We start from the raw sequence: 17228 nt of genomic DNA on the forward strand, positions 1-17228 counted from the left end.
ATTAACCATCAATCAAAGGAGAACAATATGAAAATTGTGGGAGTCACTGCGTGCACTATCGGTATCGCTCACACATACTTGGCGCAGCAAAAGCTTCAGGATGCGGCCGAGGCAGCCGGTGATCAGATCAAGATCGAGACGCAGGGCACAATCGGCATAGAGAACGCATTGACCGACGAGGACATCGCCGGCGCTGATGTCGTGATTCTTGCGGTCGATATCAAGATTGCGGACGAGGATAGGTTCAAAGGCAAGAAAGTGGTCAGGGTCTCAACGGACACGGCCATCAAATCACCCAACAAGCTTATCGAAAAGCTGCACGAAATCGTCTCGAAGTAATGAGGCGATAAGACATATAACAAATTAACCGAAACAAAGAAGTTATCATGAAAGATTTTTGGAAAAAAGCTAATTTTAAAGGTCATTTGCTGACAGCTATCTCATACATGATCCCGATCGTGTGCGGAGCAGGTTTCATCATAGCCATAGGCATGGCATTCGGTGGCAAAAGCCAAGACGCTCTAGTTATGGGCAAATTCGACTTCTGGCAGGCTATGGCTACCCTCGGTGGTAAGGCTCTTGGTCTGCTTCCTGTGATCATTGCCACTGGAATTGCCTTTTCCATCGCCGGGAAACCGGGCATCGCCCCTGGCTTCGTCACTGGTCTCGCCGCAGTATCCATCAGCGCGGGCTTCATTGGAGGTATGATCGGTGGTTATATAGCCGGTTGGCTTGCCTTTGCGGTGCTTAAGTATTTCAAAGTGCCGAAGTGGGCCAAAGGTCTTATGCCGACATTGATCGTACCGTTTATCGCATCGCTGCTCAGCGGCCTGATTATGGTCTACATCATAGGCACTCCCGTCTCCTGGTTCACTGATTGGCTTACGAACTTGCTGAAGAGCCTTAATGGTGCTTCAAACTTGGTTCTCGGCGGCGTCATCGGTGGTTTGAGCATTGTTGATTTCGGCGGACCCATCAACAAGACGGTATTCGCGTTCGCCCTCACTTTGCAGGCACAGGGTATCAATGGTCCTGTCACAGCGCTGCAATTGACCAATACGGCAACTCCAATTGGCTTCGGTTTCGCCTATCTCGTGGCCAAGCTGTTGCGTAAACGCATTTATACCCATGAAGAGGTTGAGACGCTTAAGTCGTCCGTCCCGATGGGCGTGGTCAACATCGTCGAAGGGACCATCCCGATCGTGATGAATGATCTCGTTCGTGGTGTTGTGGCCGCTGCTCTTGGTGGTATTTGCGAAGGTGCGACGCTGATGGCACTGACCGGTGCGAAGGGTGCGACCGTTCCGTTTGGTGGTTTCCTCATGCTGCCGACCATGGGCTCGCTGTGGTGGGTCGGTCTATTGGCGATTGCTGCGAACGTTGTGGTCACAGGCGTGGTGTACGCGCTGATCAAGAAGGACATTCCTGAGGGCAGTGAACAAGCTGTCTCTGACGCCGATGATGAGGAAGAACTGAATCTGGACGACATCCAGGTCATGTGAATGTGATGTCGGGCGCGGTTCATGAAATCCCGCGCCAGCATCGAAATGAAAGGAAGATTTATGTCGATGGATTCGACATCAACACTCAAAGAACGTGAAATCGCACTCGCTCCATCGCTGATGACGATGGATCTCGATCAATTTAAGGAACAGCTGACTTTCCTTGACACGAGGGTCAATCAGTATCATATTGACATCATGGACGGTCATTTCGTCCCTAACATCACTCTTTCACCTTGGTTCATAGAAGAGGCGCGTAAGATTTCGAACCTGCCGATGAGTGCGCACCTGATGGTGACCGACGCGACTTTTTGGGTTCAGCAGCTCGTTGACATCAAGTGTGAAGAGATAAGCATGCCCGTGGAAGTAACCAATGGAGTGGCTTTCAGATTGATCGATCAGATTCATGATGCCGGGCTTAAAGCCGGCATGGTCATGAATCCAGAGACACCGGTGAGTTCGTTGATGCCGTTCATTGATCAGCTTGACAGCGTCATGGTGATGACGATCGATCCGGGGTTTGCGGGTCAACGTTTTCTTCAGGTGTGTCTCGACAAGATCGTTGAGCTGCGACGGCTTCGAGAGGAGCATGGTTACCGCTACAGGATTCAGATGGATGGTTCCACGAATCTGGCGCATTGGAAGATGATCTCTGATGCGGATCCGGATGTCTATGTCATCGGGCGCAGCGGGCTCTTCGGTCTGACCGATAACATAGCGGATTCCTGGAAGCAGATGGTTCAGGAATATGAAATGTCCACAGGCTATCGGTTCGACACGGGAATGCCTGACTGCAGGAAGTGATATGGAAGCGGCTGCGTGTGTGCGGGGAATCCGCACACCGTTGCCGCTATGCTTAAGGTTCCTCGTTTCGTTGTAATGTGGAACCTGCTTACGCACCTTGTTCAGGTGCGTTGGGTCAATGACCGTTGCCCGTGACCAATGATTTAGGGTCGCAGGCAACGGCGCCTATGAATTGTATCCGGTGCTGGCATACAGTCGTAAATCCAATGATGGTACTTCAAATACCGTGCTATGGCGCGGTTTCCTCATATTGTTTCACACCCGAAGGATGTTAAAGCGAAGCCTTACATGCAAGGTTTGTCGATTGTCGATTTGCACCGCGATGAGATGTCACGAAAATTAAGGAGAGGAATTATGGCGCGTTCATTCACGTTTGTTGTGACTGATCCGAATGGCCTTCATGCAAGACCAGCAAGTGAGCTTGTGTCCAAGGCTCAGGCTTGTCAGTCGCAGGTCACCGTCGGTTTGGGAGAATCCGTCGCTGATGCGAAAAGCATCCTTGGCATCATGGGCCTGGGCGTCAAGTGTGGTGACATGCTTACGGTTAGAGTCGAAGGGAAGGACGAGGAAAGCGCAGCGCAGAATTTGGAGCGTTTCTTTAAGGAGAACTTGAAATGAAGACGATTCAAGGTACAGGTGTGTCGGCCGGTATCGCCATAGGGCACATATCGGTTTTGAAGGAAAAGGAAACAGTGGTACGCCAAGAAGTGAAGGACACCGTTGCGGAAATCGAGCGTTTCCGTGGGGCCCAGAGCCAAGCAGTGGCCCAGCTCGATGCGCTGCGCACCAGCACGGCTGCTGATCTCGGCGAGGACAAGGCACAACTATTTGATGCTCATAAGCTCATGGTTCAAGATCCCGGTTATGTGGACAACGTTGAGCGGATGATCACCGATGAAGGCGTAAATGCTGAATATGCCGTCCATGCGACGGGAGAAAAGTTCGCGGAGATGTTCTCGCGAATGGATAATGAGTACATGAAATCCCGAGCTGCCGATGTGCGTGATGTATCAGAGCGACTGATTGCGGCATTGACGGGGGAGTCTGAAGGCACTGGGAAGAAGACCGAGAATCAAGGGCCTCACATCATCATGGCTGAGGATTTGACCCCTAGCCAAACCGCGCAGCTCGATAGGACGACAATTATGGCGCTGGTCACTTCAAAAGGCTCCCGGAACGCGCACACCGCCATTTTGGCTCGTACGATGGCTTTGCCTGCGGTCATCGGTATCGGTGATTCGTTTGACGAGCGTGATGATGGTAAACAGGCCGTTGTTGATGGTGATGAGGGGGTGGTGATCGTCGATCCCGATGAAACAACCCTTCGCGAATATCAAGAAAAGCAGCGCCGATATTCGGAGCATCAGCGCTTGCTGCAGGAGCTCAAGGGCAAACCGACCCAGACTTCAAAGGGACAGCGAATCAAGCTGTATGCCAATATTGGCCGACCATCCGATGTGGATGATGTGCTCGCCAACGATGCCGAGGGCATCGGCTTGTTCCGCAGCGAATTCCTTTACCTCGACAGCCAGGATTATCCAACAGAGGAATTCCAGTTCAACGCTTACCGTGAGGTGGCACAGCGGATGGAAGGCAAGAACGTCGTCATCCGCACGCTTGATATCGGTGCTGACAAGCAGGTGGGTTACTTTGGTCTGGAACATGAGGCGAATCCGGCGCTTGGATACCGCGCCATCCGAATCTGCCTGACTCGTCCCGAGATCTTCAAAGTGCAGCTTCGTGCGATTCTGAGGGCCTCTGCGTTCGGCAACATCTCCATCATGCTGCCGATGATTACTTCCGTGAACGAGGTGCATGACGCCAAAGCGATCATTGAAGCGGTGAAGGCGCAATTGCGCAGCGAGCATGTGGATTTCGATGAACGCATCAAAGTTGGCATTATGATTGAAACGCCCGCTTCCGTAATAATGGCGCCTGAACTGGCTCGGGAGGTTGATTTCTTCTCCATTGGCACGAATGACCTGACTCAGTACACATTGGCCTGCGATCGGCAGAACCCGAACTTGTCACGATTTGCAGATCCGCATTCCCCTGCTGTCCTGCGCATGATAGCCATGACGGCGAAGGCTGCGCATGACGCCGGTATTTGGTGCGGAATATGCGGAGAGCTCGGGGCAGATCGCGAGCTTACCCAGACTTTCGTGGATGATGGCATCGACGAGCTTTCCGTCACTCCAAGCAGTGTGCTTCCGGTACGGGAGATCGTTCGAGAGCATTAACTTCTTCGGCATCGACTTCATTGCATTGACGAATCGCGGACCCATATGGGTTTTCCTGATTGTTCTTGGAAACGCGCCATATGGGTCCGTGTTGTACTGCGCCGATCGTGTGTTACAGAATCGGTGTACCTTAAGCATGGTTTCGTTTGTCGCCAACGAGCGTGTATCGTTGACTACGAATATTGACGCATCGCGCCGTCGCGATGTCGGGGGAGGAGTGACTATGAAATACAGTGAACTGGGGCGGTCAGACATCCATGCCTCTCGCGTCGCGCTCGGGGCGATGCGCATGAATGCCAAAACGCCCGATGAGGCACGTGACGTGGTGGGTACTGCACTTTCGTCAGGAATCGATTTCTTCGACACGGCAGATTGCTATGCGGCAGGCGAGAGCAGCAGAAGGCTCGGTCAGGCCTTGAAAGACCTTGATGTCGAACGTGGCTCCATATATATCCAAACGAAGATCGGCATCTACCGTGACCCGGTCACTGATGCGATCGAACGATATGATTTTTCGAAGCGGTATTTGCTCGATGCAGTTGACGGCGAGCTGAGGAACCTGCAGACGGACTACCTTGACTTCGTCCTGTTGCACCGTCCTGATACGTTGGTGGATCTTGATGAGCTTTCAGAGGCGCTCGACGAGCTGGGTACCAGCGGCAAGGTGCGGCATTTTGGCGTGAGCAACGTCAATCCGCTACAGGTCGAGTTGTTGCAAAGCGCCGTGAGCCGGAAGTTGGAAGTCAATCAGTTGCAATTTGGACTCGGACATACCGGCATGATTCAGCAGGAGTTCCATGTCAACATGGATGACGCGCCGAGCGTGGACCACGATGGAGGTCTCATCAGCTATTCGCGTCTGAGGAACATGACAATACAGGCATGGAGTCCCTTCCAATACGGGTTCTTTAAGGGGGTGTTCCTTGATGACCCACGGTTCCCGGAGCTCAACGCGCGGTTGAAAGCCATCGCGGATGAACATGCCGTGGATAAAAGCGCGATAGCTGTGGCATGGATTCTTAAGCATCCGGCGATGATGCAGGTCCTCATCGGTTCCATGACGCCCGGCAGGATTACCCGAATGGCGCAGGGAGCTGACGTGGATCTTACGGCGCAGGAATGGTACGGTCTGTACATGGCCGCCGGCAACGATCTGCCTAGATGCCGTTTTCTTGGTGTCTTGCACGTAGCAAACCGCGATAGCGTTCGCTACGTGCAAGACCGATGCGTACAATAGGGACGTGCACTACTTCACTCCCAAACGTTGCCCTTCCTCCAATAAAATCATGTACCACGACAGAGTACAGGCGCTTCGTGCGGCGGAGCAGAGCTTCATCGAGCGGGGAACGGAACTTTGGGTATATCGTTGTGAATTCTGCGGCCGGTGGCATCTGACGCACCACGACCCGAAGAATTCCATGGGGACGATGCAGCATTACAAGGGTGCAGGTCGGCCGAGATCCCGTAAACGGGGCTATAAGCCGCGCTATTGAACGAATTAGGCAAGGTGGGGAAGTCCTTTGGATCGATGCCCGTTTTCGGCTCGGCACATAGCGATGACGCGAGTGCGCAGCGATGACGCGGGCACACAGCGATGATCTTGGTGCGCAGCGATGACGCCGCCACGAGGCTGTTGTTCCGATTGGTTATCGTCAATGGTTTTCGTTGCGTTATCCCAAAGGTTTCCGTCCAATGGTTCGGCCAGATGATTTTGTCTCGTGTAGTCTTGTCGCATAGTCTTGTCGTGTAGTCTTGTCACACGGATTTGACCGCCTAGCCTGGCTGGTCCCGGAATCGAAGGCGTGTGCTGCGAATCGACGGTCCTGCGGGTTCTGGTGACGTTTTTGCGGTCATGCATTGCCGGTTGTGTAGAATGACGGTGGCAATAAGGAACGAGTGACATGGCTGAAAGGCGAATCGGTATGGTGATGGCAATGACTGGTGAGAAGGTAAGTAAACGCAGCGATCCGGCGGTGCAGCGGATTTTGGATATAACCAAACATTCCAGGCAGAACGCGAAGACCATTCTACTTGAGGATGAGGAGCCCACATTACAGGCGGTGAACGCCGGGGTGAAGGTTCAGGAGTTGTATTTTGCAGAGAACTTTCCACCGGCGCAGACCGTGCTCGACATGGCCGGTGACAGGCGCATACCGGTGAGGCCCGTGACCAACGAGATTTTAAGACTGCTTTTCCCCGCAGGAAAAAAGCCCAAGCTTTTCGGCGTCGCCACTGCGCCTCGGGCGCTCACCTTGGATGTGCTTGCCTCGGGGAGGCAGGACTTCGTCGTGCTCGACGGGGTGAAGATAGTGGGGAACATCGGCGCCATCATCCGTACCTCATATGCGTTGGGTGCTTCCGGAGTGGTATTGCTCGACAGCGATTTGGAACGGATCAGCGACGCGCGTCTCATTCGCTCCAGCCGGGGGTATGTATTTTCATTGCCTGTGGTGCTCAGCGACTCCGGTAGCTTACGGGAGTTCCTCAAGCGCGAGGGGGTTCGGCCTGTGCTGTTTGATGCACATGGGCGCACGGATCTGCGTTCATTGAGCGGTCTGGACAATCGATTGGCCTTCGTCATGGGCAGCGAGAAGCGAGGCCCCTCGTTCAATGCAGATGGGCTTGATCCCGCGACCGTGTCGATTCCGATGATTGACGAAGTCGAGTCCCTCAACGTTTCGGTGGCCACCGGCATAGCGCTTCAGCAACGCATGGAGCGCAACATCGCGCTGCATAAGGCATAAGCCACAAGCCAGTCCTGAGGCGTTGTCCGTCCAGGAGCCGCTTTCCAGCGTGGACCTCAACGGGTTGGTTCGCTCAAGTGTCCGGTAGCCTAGATGTCGCAGTTCAGGCTGCATCATCTGATGGCTATGGTGATGGCGGGGTGCCTGAGCTTACGTTTGACATCCCGCCATGAGCTGATGTTTTCGTTCGGTCGCATGGTCCGGAAACCTTATCGTTCGAGGTCGAAGCCTTGAGCAGGAGCATGTTTGGTCAACGCCATCTTGAAAACACCGCGATCGACGGATTTCGAGGCAATTTGGTCGCTGAACTTCTCGACTGGGCGGTCGGGCCGGCGCAGGTCGTAATACCGGTGCACCTCTTGGTCAAAGTCGCCCATATCGTTCAGAATTGCGCCGTCATCCTCGGGATAGGCGTCATCGAAGAACTGCGCCGAACGTTTCAACCGCGGTTTGATTGCTGGCTCCTGATCAGGCTTGCCGATCGCGAGACCAAGCACCGGGTAGGTGTATTTAGGCAGGTGAAGCAGTTCGATGAGTCCCGGCGTATCGTTGAGCACCGTGCCCAGAATCACGCAGCCCAAGCCAAGCGATTCGGCGGCGGTCTCCATAGCGTGCAGTGCCAGTACCGCATCGTTGTGGGACTGGATGAGGCGGTATGTGGAGTTGAGCGTGAACTCGTCCGACTCCGTGTGAACACCGGCCTTGGTTGCTACCGCCGCGTTCCGGTGTTCGTCCGCAACGAACACATACAGCAATGGGGCCTGGGCGATATAAGACTGATGGCCGATTTTGGCGATTTTGTCTTTGATAGATTGATTCTTGATGCGGATGGCCGACCAGTCATTCAGGTACTGGCTGTTCGCGGCGTGCTGGGCGGCTTCCTCGATTGCGGCTACGGTCACCTCGTCGATTGGCTCCTGCTTGTATCGGCGAATCGAACGACGGTTAAGTAGGGTTTCTATCGTGCTGTTTGAAGTTGATGAAGTTGTCATATTGGTATTCTGGCATGACTTTTTCAAAAGGTCGAGTTCGTTGCGCTGGCAGGGAAGGTCTGTTGTGCAAGGTATGGCTTTATTGCAATGGACGCGCCGTTGCTGGCCACGATTGTCGCGAAGATTACAATTCCGCTTGTATGGTCGTCATAGTCCCATCGGACGATCATGATCAGACTTGAATCGGCCTTCCTGAGGGTGTACGGTGCTAGGTATGGATTGGTTATAGACCGAATTGTGGTCAGTGGCGCATTGTCGGCGCGGTGGCGTAGAGGCGCGGTGATGCGTTTGGAAGGCGTCAGCTTTGCGGTGAGACGGGCCGACTGGTGATTGTCGTCTTGCGGTTGATGGCATCGAGGTTGTCGGCTATACGGCCAAGAAGTTCGATGGTGCGCGGATCGGCCTCCGCTGGTTCCGGCTGCTTGTCGCTCTTCGCCTCGTCTTTCTTGTCTTCTTGCGTCTCGACGAGACCCATCTTGTTGACTATCACCTTGGAGACATCGCGGAATTTGTTGATCGGCACTACGATGAAGAAGTAGATAGCGGCGGCCATGATCAGGAAGTTCAATAGAGCGGAAAAAATGCCGCCGAACGATATGGTTGCATGGTTGAAAGTGAAGTTGAGGATGTTGTCCATGTTCGGCTTTCCGAAAAACATGGAGATGAGGGGATTGATGAGGTCCTTGACGATTGCGTTCACCACGGCGGTGACAGCTGAGCCCATGACCACGCCTACGGCCATGTCTATCATGTTGCCTCGTGATATGAATTCCTTGAAACCTTTGAACATTGTTCCTCCCATGTATATGCACATCCGTGTGGCTCTGACTCCTCAGCCATGACGATTGTTTCATTCTATGCCATGATGGCTCATACTGTACAGCGCATTTTCCAGTCGTGGAGCCAACCGGCTGATCAGCGGATTAATGATGCAGGCGTCCAGAAGCAAGGCCAGACAGGTGAAGCCGACGAAGATCAGGACCGTTAGAAGTGCGCCGAGGCCAAGACAGGCCCACGGTGATTCCGGCTTGGCGATGAGCGTGGACAGAAGGTAGAACCCCACATGCCGCACCGCTAAATTATCGTGCAGCAGATAGACGCTGAACATGCCTGAAGCCAGGAGGCAGAGCAGACGTGATTGTTTGGGGCCGCGCTCGCGGCTGGCACGTACCGTGTACCGGAAGGTCACGGTGGACATCAGCACCTGGAAGCCATTGAGCAATACCACGGGGTCGTCCTCCCAGCGAAGCGCCTCCGCGAAAGGCAGTCGTCTGGAGATGACCCAATCGAAAGCCAGCATGATCACGGCGTATGAGGTGAGGGTCGCGGCCATGAAGGCGAAGCCGTTATGCGTGTCCAGAGCATCGGGATATGTCTTGATGTAACCGCCGATGAGGTAACAAGTTACCGCGTATACGACTGGTTTGAACGGTACGGTCTGTGTAAAGCCCAACAACGGGAGGAATGAGCAGGTCATAAGAAGGCAGAGCAGGGCGAATAGGGCGTCGCGCCTGCCGTGTTCAAAGATCATGTTAAGGAAGGGCGACAGGAACAGCAAAAGGATGTAAGCGGATATAAACCAATATTGTCCGCTTAAAACGGGCATCAGCATTTCCATGACCACTCGCGTCGCTGATGTGCCTCCTGATGAGAGCATGGCGGCGACCTGTTCGGGCAAGCGTGTCCCTGCGCCGTGCGGCGATACGACGACTCCTGCCAGTGCCGCGACGAAGATCATTGCCGAATAGAGAAACGTCTGAAGCCAGGTACGTATGATGCCATGCAGGTTGAAGGCCCGACCGGTCTGGAAAAAACCGGTGATAAGGAAAAAGAGGACGACGCCGATCTGTCCGTTCTGGACGACGAACTGGCTTACGATTCCTGCGGCCCCGGGCAGTCCACGTAGATTCCAAGGCATATGAATCGTGAAATGGCATACCACGATAAGCGACATGGCGACGATACGCAACAGCTCGATGCGCCCGTCCCGATTCGTGCTACGGATGGGGCGGGCCTCATCGCCAACCATGTAGCCGCTTCCCTGTGAAGGGACGGGCATGTCGGAATCATCGTTCGCTACAGCCGGTTGCCTTTGCATAAACGCCTTTCATGTTCACTCGTCGATTCGTTTCAATAAGTCTACATTCCCGCTTTCGCTTTTGCCTGCACCGATATGGGGGCTTTTGTGAACCACTGTCAGTAAAGGGAGTCTAGTATATAACGTATCGGTTGATGTCGCGGGCATATCCGAGCAGGACCTTGAAGCCTGAGAAACCGTATGACATGGGAGGGAGCCTTATGGCGCATGCCTGCGTAAGTGGATACGTGGCGCGTGAGCGCGCGTGCCGCCTGTTCGTGCCCTTTAGGGTCGTCGCGTCACTGACGGCACCGTCGGTAGTGCAGTCGGTCGTGCTTGGATACGTACGTGCCGAGGCTTCCGAGCGGGGCCGCAGGTCCTGTGGTGCACGCAGGGCATCGGACCGCGCCTGCGTTTGGGTCCCTCGCTTGGTGTGCATAAGGGAACGCGGTATATATGAGTAAAGCAAGGCACAGGAAAGACAATGGCGTCCTCGCTTGCGTACGCACGGGTACCGCGTCCCACCGCAGCAGGGGCATGTATGGTCCTGCTGGCAGGCATCGTAAGGTGAAGGAGACGTCGACCATCCCACCTCGCCTCGTAGGGTCCATCTGCGCCGTGGCCGGGGTGCTTGCTGCCTTCATCATCGTGTTGGCGTGGTTCCCCTCCTATAGCGGCATCTGGCGGTTGCCGTTGCAGGAGATTGACGCGCCGGCGCATTATTACTACATTCGCAAGATTGTGAAATATGGTCCCGTCGCCGCGCTGCATTTGTGGGATAACGGTGCCTTCTATCCGCCCTTGTTTCATCTGCTCGCCGCGGGGTTGGTCGCATTGGGCCGCATCGTTGGCGTGAATGTGAGTGTCTACGTGGCCTTCAACGCCATTTGGCTGCTCTCTTCTGGAGTGCTTTGGCCTGCGGGAGTTAGCCTATGGACGTCATATTGGACTCGGCGTGTGGACGCGTCGGCGGCGTGGCGTCCGTTTTCGTGTGCGATGTCCGTGATTATGCCCGTGCTGGCCGTGAGTTCAGCGAGTCACCCATTCCAGTCGTTGGCCGCCGGCCCGTTGGTCTCCTTCGGTCTGAGCACCTCGCTTCTGCCGTTCTGGTTGTATGCTACGCTGCGTGTGTTTGATGCGCTGCGGCGACGCCGGTATGTCTTGCGTCGACTGTCGGCGATGGTGCTGTCCGGTTGCCTGTGCATGTTGGCACATCCACGTTCCGCATTCACCTGGCTGTTGCTGATGGTGCCTTTCATCGTCCTACGGCTGCCGTGGAAATTCATCGTCGCCACGGTGCTCGCCATTCTCGCCGCCGCCTTGGCGCTGTTTTTCTACATGTCGGGCCATTACCTTTCCAACCGTTATTTCAATCCGTCCAGCTGGTTCCATACATTCGTCCCCTCGCGTGGTGTGGGCGATGCGTTGAAGGTGCTGGTGAGCGATGATATCGCCGGCATTGCAGGCTGGTTCATGGCGGTCGTGTCCATATTGGCGGTTTGTCTGGCATTAGCGGCTGTAGTCAAGCCTGGAGCGTTGTTCTGTACTAGTGATTCAGATGCATGCGTCGGAACACACGACCAATGGGTTCGCCGGGACGCGGCTGCTCTGTTGCTCGATTTCGGCCTCATCGGGCTTGTGTATGTGTGCTCCGCCTCCCTGACCGGGTGGTTTCCCAATATCGTCACTGCCGTTTGGCAACGGACCGAGACTCGTCCGTTGACCATGATTCCGCTTGGATTGCTCCCACTTGTGGCTTTTGCCGCTTGCGCCGCTGCCGGTGCGCGGTCTTGGGTTGTGTCCCCTGCCCGGTTGCGCGGCCTTGAGGCATTAGGGCACGGCATGCGCAAGTTCATCGTGGTGATTGTCTTGGGGGCGCTCGTGGTTGGCTGTCAGGTGGGCAATGTGAACCGCGCGGCACTTGAGGAAAATGTGGCCGACAATGTGCGTCTGGGGGACGGTTCCCAAGACGGGCAGATCAACAAGGCGAAATACCGTGTGTTGAAAGATACGGTGGACATTGCGGGTACGCACGCGCTGATCATCTCCGACCCCTTGAACGGGTCGATGTACGCCGCCACGATGTTCGATGCGAACATGTTGTTCCCGATTTACAATGAGGCGCACGAAAAGTCAGGTGTCGTGTTCAGCCAGGTGGAGGCCGCGTTCGGCTCAGGCGATGGGGCAAGTCTGCTCGCCGCCTCCTGCCCGGTTTCCTTCGACTCGCATGGACGGCGTTCCTCGGAGGGCGGAGGTCCGGTGTATTTCCTTTCGATGGGTCCGCAGGTTCCCAGTCTGCAGATGTTCACTTTCAGACAGCAGTATGACGTGTTTCATGATCGGGGTCTCATCGATAAGTACGCAGGCGATGGCACCATGAAAAAGGTCAAGGATTTCGGCGTGTATGGGCGGCAGTCCCGAGGCTGGGCGTTGTATAGGCTTGGTTGTGGTGGTGCCGCGGCTTTTGAGTCATCGAAGGACGAAGCAAGTTTCCGTTGATGATTTGGCATGCGGCTGTTCTGCATCTGTGGAGTGTATGAGTTCGGTACATGTGGCATGCGCATAGGGTACGGTTTCGCTTCTCAAGCGTGTCTTTGTCGGCATTTTGTAAGTCACCTTTGTTAGACTTATATTCGTCGGTCATATCAATTAGTTCCAATTAATTCCAAACTTTCACCAATCATCTCTCGTTTCTCGAGAAAGGTAGTGATAATGGAGAAACTGGATAAGCTCTATCAGGGCAAGGCCAAAAAACTCTATGCAACCGAAAATCCCGATGTGCTCTGGGTCGAATACATGAATCAGGCGACGGCGGGCAACGGGGCGAAAAAAGAGGACATCGAAGGTAAGGGCGTGCTCAACAACCGCATCACCTCGCTCATGTTCGATTTGTTGAAGGCCCGTGGGGTCGAGAGTCATTTCATCCGCCGTATTTCGGATGATGAGCAATTGGTTCAACGCATGGATATGTTTCCGCTGGAGATCATCATGCGCAACGTCGCCGCGGGAAGCTTCGCCAAGCGTTATGGAGTGCAGGAGGGTACCCGACTGAAGCGTCCGGTCCTTGAGTTCTGCCTCAAGTCCGACGAGTTGGGCGACCCGTTCGTCAACAAGGACTCCATGATCGCGTTGGGGCTTGTGGATGAGGACGAGCTCGAACAGATCTCACGTCAAGCCCGTGCGGTCAATGAGGCACTGCTGGACATCTTCGGCAAAATCGGTGTCCGACTGGTCGATTTCAAGATAGAGGAAGGGCGCAATTCTGCGGGTACGATCTTGCTGGCCGATGAGATTACGCCCGATACGTGCAGGCTTTGGGATGAGAGGAACTACCAAAAAGATGCTGAAGGCTCACATCGGATTGAGCGTCTCGACAAGGATATCTTCAGGCGAGACCTCGGTAGCATTATTCCGGCGTATGAAGAGATTTACAGGCGGTTGACGGATTTAGCCGATTCCGAAAACATTAGCCTGAGGCAATAATGCAGAACGCCCGCATCCATCTTGCATGGTGCGGGCGCAACTATTCTCGTGCTGGAGCTGTTTGGGTGGCTTGGCTTGTGCGAAGGGGAGTTGGGCCTGTTTGCGGCGCCATGGTTGAGAATAATTACGGGTGCTGGGTCTTGGCAAGCCGCGATTTTAGCTCCTGTCAGCACTATTGATTAGCAAAGACCGAAAAGGCACGCAGTGCCGAAATAGGGGGTAAGGACTTGGTTTTTCGGATTTATGTCGAGAAGAAGCAGGGGTTTGAGGTCAAAGCCGATCAGCTTCTTGATGAGTGGCGCGACGTATTGGGATTGGATACATTGGTTGCGGTGCGCATCGTGAACCGTTATGACGTGGACGGTGTTAGCGAGGAGCTGTTCCAACGCGCGGTGCGCACAGTGTTCAGCGAGCCGCAGAGCGATGTGACGGCCACGGACCTCGATGCGCTGCTCGAGGGCATGCCGATGGGTACACAGGAAGGGGGAGACGGTGCAGTCGACGTTTCAGGAAATGGCTCGTACGGCTCTTCGTCCGTGCGCGCTGTTTTCGCAGTGGAGCCATTGCCGGGACAATTCGACCAGCGCGCTGATTCCGCGGCGGAGTGCATTCAGCTGATTTCCCAGGCTGGACGCCCGCAAGTTCGTACCGCGACGATTTACGTGCTCGAAGGTTCGAGTTTGAGCCAAACCGATGTGCAAGCCGTCAAACGCTATGTCATCAATCCGGTGGAATCCAGGGAGACCGACGTCGACGCGCCGGTGCCGGATACATTGCAGGTGCGGGTTCCGGTGCCTGCCGATGTCGAACGGATTACGGGATTCAATGAACTTGATGACGAAGGCCTGCGTGGTTTCATTCGTGATCGCGCATTGGCCATGGACCTGGGCGATATCAAGGTATGTCAGGACTATTTCCGTGGCGAAGGCCGGGTGCCGACCATCACCGAGATCAAGGTCGTCGATACCTATTGGTCAGACCATTGCCGCCATACCACGTTCGGTACGCGACTCGACGACGTTCGTATAGATGATGCCGTGGTCCGTAGGGCGTTCGACGAATATCTGCGGATGCGACGTGAGCTGAAACGGGAGGGAAAACCCTGCAGTCTCATGGATATAGGAACCATCGGAGCCAAGTGGATCAAGTCGCTGGGCGGACTTGAGAGCCTCGACGAGTCCGAGGAGGTCAATGCCTGCACGGTGAAGGTGAAGGTCGATGTGGCGGCGGGCGGCGGCCACGCCGGTGGCGCCGCAACCAAGAAGGAGACTCAGGATTGGCTTTTCCTGTTCAAGAACGAAACCCACAATCATCCCACGGAAATCGAGCCGTTCGGCGGCGCAGCCACGTGCATTGGCGGCTGTATCCGCGACCCGCTCTCGGGGCGTTCCTATGTGTACCAAGCCATGCGCGTCACCGGAGCCGGTGACCCACGGGTGCCGGTCGGCCAGACGCTTCCGGGGAAGCTGCCCCAGCGCAAGTTGGTGACGGCGGCGGCCGAAGGATATTCCTCGTACGGCAACCAGATAGGCCTCGCCACAGGTCAGGTCAGTGAGATATACCATCCCGGCTACGTCGCCAAACGCATGGAGGTCGGCGCGGTGGTGGGCGCTACGCCGGCGGACCATGTGCGTCGTGAAACTCCGTCCGCCGGAGACCGGATCATCTTGCTCGGAGGGCGCACGGGCAGGGACGGCATCGGTGGGGCCACGGGTGCCTCCGTGGCCCAGGATGAGCATTCACTTGAAGAGCGCGGTGCCGAGGTGCAGAAGGGCAATGCCATCGTGGAGCGTAAGCTGCAACGCCTGTTCAGGCGGAAGGACGCATGCCGACTCATCAAACGTTGCAATGACTTCGGCGCGGGCGGGGTGTCCGTCGCCACGGGCGAGATCGCGGACGGTCTATGTATCGATCTGGATGCCGTGCCTAAGAAGTACGAGGGCCTGGATGGCACGGATCTGGCGATATCGGAGTCGCAGGAACGCATGGCCGTGGATGTCGCGGCGAAGGATGTGGATGAATTCCTCAGGTATGCCAAGGAGGAAAACCTCGAGGCCACGGTGGTGGCCGTCGTGACCCGGGAGCCGCGCATGCGCATGACGTGGCGTGGGGACACAATCGTCGATCTCAGTCGCGAATTCCTCGCATCCAACGGTGCGCAAAAACACCAGAGCGTCCATATCCGCGCGGACGAACGCACAGCCTCGGGAAATGACGGGGACGACGTTGGTGGCCAGGACATACTCGCCTACACCCATCCGTGGCGGATGGGTTCTCTGTCCGAACGGCTGAACGCCCTCGTAGGTGACATCAACGTGGCATCGAACAAAGGCCTGGCCGAACGATTCGATTCCACAATCGGGGCCGCCACGGTGCTCATGCCTTTCGGTGGTCGGCGGCAGCTGACGCCCACGCAGGCGATGGTCGCGAAGTTCCCAGTGGAAGGTGAGACGGACACCGCTTCGGCGATGGCGTGGGGTTTCAACCCATACATCAGCGAACGCAACCAGTATGCGGGCGCGTATCTGGCCGTGGTCGAATCCCTGGCGAAGCTCGTCGCCACAGGGTTCACCCGTGATGCCGCATATCTGAGTTTCCAGGAGTATTTCGGCAGACTCGGCGACGACCCGATCCGTTGGGGCAGGCCAACCGCATCGGTGCTTGGCGCGCTCATGGCCCAGGTGGACCTCGGTGTCGCCGCCATAGGCGGTAAGGATTCGATGAGCGGCACATTTGAGGGCCTCGACGTGCCTCCCACCCTGATCTCGTTCGCGGTTTCAGTGGGCGACGCCTCGCACGTCGTCTCACCCGAGTTCAAGGGTGCGGGTCATCGCATCGTGCGCATCGCGCCGAAATACGGCGATGAACGCGCTGTCGGCGGTTCGCAGGGCAAGGTGGACCAGCATTGTGCGGTGTATGGGGCCTACGATTTGATCCCCCGGTCCAAGAGCCTGCTTTCCGTGATGGACGTGGTGCAGGCTCTGGCGGCGGACGGTTCGGCGCTCGCCATATCGACCCCGGGCTACGGAGCCGCTGCCGAGGCGTTGTTCAAGATGGCTCTTGGCAATCGGATCGGTTTGCGGCTCGCCGGCATCGATGTCGACGATCTTTTTGTTCCGGCGTATGGTTCGTTCCTAATCGAGCTGAAGGATGGCGCCGGGCTGCCCGACGTCGATCCGGACTCGATGGACATGCAGGTCATCGGTGAGACGACAGCCGATTACCGTTTCACCGTGGTATCCCCAAAAGCTCAATCGTGGCGGGGTTGCCGTCAGGCGAGTATGTCCGATGACGACGGCCGGGTGTGTGGTTCTCATGCCGATGGATTCCACGCCGAACCCGATGACGAGGACATGATGTGTGAATCGGCGGACCTGGATGATGTG

General features: G+C 55.8%; 13 protein-coding genes and 1 pseudogene. 11 read left to right on the forward strand and 3 right to left on the reverse strand.

The window, feature by feature from the left end:
* Positions 1-27: 27 nt before the first annotated feature.
* The 8 genes from BBOMB_RS05805 to BBOMB_RS05835 all read left to right on the forward strand — a co-directional run bounded on the left by BBOMB_RS05805 (position 28) and on the right by BBOMB_RS05835 (position 7290).
* The gene (locus tag BBOMB_RS05805; RefSeq protein ID WP_044087538.1) at positions 28-339 is read left to right on the forward strand and encodes a PTS fructose transporter subunit IIB; all 312 of its coding nucleotides are present in this window, start codon (positions 28-30) and stop codon (positions 337-339) included.
* A 47-nt stretch (positions 340-386) separates the two neighbouring features.
* Complete coding sequence (locus BBOMB_RS05810; protein WP_044087539.1) at positions 387-1502, forward strand: PTS fructose transporter subunit IIC; 1116 nt, start codon at positions 387-389, stop codon at positions 1500-1502.
* A 66-nt stretch (positions 1503-1568) separates the two neighbouring features.
* The gene (gene alsE / locus BBOMB_RS05815; RefSeq protein WP_238549904.1) at positions 1569-2306 is read left to right on the forward strand and encodes a D-allulose 6-phosphate 3-epimerase; all 738 of its coding nucleotides are present in this window, start codon (positions 1569-1571) and stop codon (positions 2304-2306) included.
* A gap of 354 nt (positions 2307-2660) precedes the next feature.
* Positions 2661-2924: an HPr family phosphocarrier protein gene (locus tag BBOMB_RS05820; protein WP_044087541.1), complete on the forward strand. Its 264-nt coding sequence runs from the start codon at positions 2661-2663 to the stop codon at positions 2922-2924.
* On the forward strand, positions 2921-4546 hold the full coding sequence (gene ptsP / locus BBOMB_RS05825; RefSeq protein ID WP_044087543.1) for a phosphoenolpyruvate--protein phosphotransferase: 1626 nt from the start codon (positions 2921-2923) through the stop codon (positions 4544-4546). The genes BBOMB_RS05820 and ptsP overlap by 4 nt, the downstream gene beginning before the upstream one ends.
* A 223-nt stretch (positions 4547-4769) precedes the next feature.
* Positions 4770-5783 carry an aldo/keto reductase gene (locus BBOMB_RS05830; RefSeq protein WP_081867330.1) on the forward strand — a complete coding sequence of 338 codons (1014 nt, stop codon included), beginning with the start codon at positions 4770-4772 and terminating at the stop codon, positions 5781-5783.
* Between the two features lie 4 nt (positions 5784-5787).
* Positions 5788-6039, forward strand: a complete 252-nt coding sequence (locus BBOMB_RS08360) for a hypothetical protein (RefSeq protein ID WP_081867331.1) — start codon at positions 5788-5790, stop codon at positions 6037-6039.
* A 408-nt stretch (positions 6040-6447) separates the two neighbouring features.
* Positions 6448-7290 carry a TrmH family RNA methyltransferase gene (locus BBOMB_RS05835; protein WP_081867332.1) on the forward strand — a complete coding sequence of 281 codons (843 nt, stop codon included), beginning with the start codon at positions 6448-6450 and terminating at the stop codon, positions 7288-7290.
* A gap of 209 nt (positions 7291-7499) precedes the next feature.
* Here BBOMB_RS05835 and BBOMB_RS05840 read toward each other — a convergent pair whose 3' ends face one another.
* The 3 genes from BBOMB_RS05840 to BBOMB_RS05850 form a co-directional block, all read right to left on the reverse strand.
* Entirely contained in the window at positions 7500-8282 is a 783-nt protein-coding gene (locus tag BBOMB_RS05840; RefSeq protein ID WP_044087588.1) for a nitroreductase family protein, read from the reverse strand.
* Between the two features lie 298 nt (positions 8283-8580).
* The gene (mscL, locus tag BBOMB_RS05845) at positions 8581-9072 is read right to left on the reverse strand and encodes a large conductance mechanosensitive channel protein MscL (RefSeq protein WP_044087545.1); all 492 of its coding nucleotides are present in this window, start codon (positions 9070-9072) and stop codon (positions 8581-8583) included.
* 60 nt (positions 9073-9132) lie between these two features.
* The gene (locus tag BBOMB_RS05850) at positions 9133-10380 is read right to left on the reverse strand and encodes an acyltransferase family protein (RefSeq protein WP_044087546.1); all 1248 of its coding nucleotides are present in this window, start codon (positions 10378-10380) and stop codon (positions 9133-9135) included.
* A gap of 435 nt (positions 10381-10815) precedes the next feature.
* Between BBOMB_RS05850 and BBOMB_RS05855 the strand changes: the two genes are divergently transcribed.
* The 3 genes and pseudogenes from BBOMB_RS05855 to BBOMB_RS05865 form a co-directional block, all read left to right on the forward strand.
* Entirely contained in the window at positions 10816-12858 is a 2043-nt protein-coding gene (locus BBOMB_RS05855) for a DUF6541 family protein (protein ID WP_238549905.1), read from the forward strand.
* 213 nt (positions 12859-13071) lie between these two features.
* On the forward strand, positions 13072-13842 hold the full coding sequence (purC, locus tag BBOMB_RS05860; RefSeq protein ID WP_044087547.1) for a phosphoribosylaminoimidazolesuccinocarboxamide synthase: 771 nt from the start codon (positions 13072-13074) through the stop codon (positions 13840-13842).
* A 227-nt stretch (positions 13843-14069) separates the two neighbouring features.
* Positions 14070-17084, forward strand: a pseudogene (locus tag BBOMB_RS05865) (phosphoribosylformylglycinamidine synthase); the annotation flags it as partial.
* Between the last annotated feature and the right edge of the window lie 144 nt (positions 17085-17228).

The sequence above is a fragment of the Bifidobacterium bombi DSM 19703 genome (assembly GCF_000737845.1).
In the GTDB taxonomy this organism is placed as follows: domain Bacteria; phylum Actinomycetota; class Actinomycetes; order Actinomycetales; family Bifidobacteriaceae; genus Bifidobacterium; species Bifidobacterium bombi.

What these genes read in the sequence shown, in the direction of transcription:
- BBOMB_RS05840 (WP_044087588.1), bottom strand. Translation starts at nt 8,282, where the DNA reads ATGACAACTTCATCAACTTCAAACAGCACGATAGAAACCCTACTTAAC.
- BBOMB_RS05835 (WP_081867332.1), top strand. Translation starts at nt 6,448, where the DNA reads ATGGCTGAAAGGCGAATCGGTATGGTGATGGCAATGACTGGTGAGAAG.
- mscL (WP_044087545.1), bottom strand. Translation starts at nt 9,072, where the DNA reads ATGTTCAAAGGTTTCAAGGAATTCATATCACGAGGCAACATGATAGAC.
- BBOMB_RS05850 (WP_044087546.1), bottom strand. Translation starts at nt 10,380, where the DNA reads ATGCAAAGGCAACCGGCTGTAGCGAACGATGATTCCGACATGCCCGTC.
- BBOMB_RS05805 (WP_044087538.1), top strand. Translation starts at nt 28, where the DNA reads ATGAAAATTGTGGGAGTCACTGCGTGCACTATCGGTATCGCTCACACA.
- alsE (WP_238549904.1), top strand. Translation starts at nt 1,569, where the DNA reads ATGGATTCGACATCAACACTCAAAGAACGTGAAATCGCACTCGCTCCA.
- BBOMB_RS05855 (WP_238549905.1), top strand. Translation starts at nt 10,816, where the DNA reads ATGAGTAAAGCAAGGCACAGGAAAGACAATGGCGTCCTCGCTTGCGTA.
- BBOMB_RS05820 (WP_044087541.1), top strand. Translation starts at nt 2,661, where the DNA reads ATGGCGCGTTCATTCACGTTTGTTGTGACTGATCCGAATGGCCTTCAT.
- BBOMB_RS05810 (WP_044087539.1), top strand. Translation starts at nt 387, where the DNA reads ATGAAAGATTTTTGGAAAAAAGCTAATTTTAAAGGTCATTTGCTGACA.
- ptsP (WP_044087543.1), top strand. Translation starts at nt 2,921, where the DNA reads ATGAAGACGATTCAAGGTACAGGTGTGTCGGCCGGTATCGCCATAGGG.
- purC (WP_044087547.1), top strand. Translation starts at nt 13,072, where the DNA reads ATGGAGAAACTGGATAAGCTCTATCAGGGCAAGGCCAAAAAACTCTAT.
- BBOMB_RS05830 (WP_081867330.1), top strand. Translation starts at nt 4,770, where the DNA reads ATGAAATACAGTGAACTGGGGCGGTCAGACATCCATGCCTCTCGCGTC.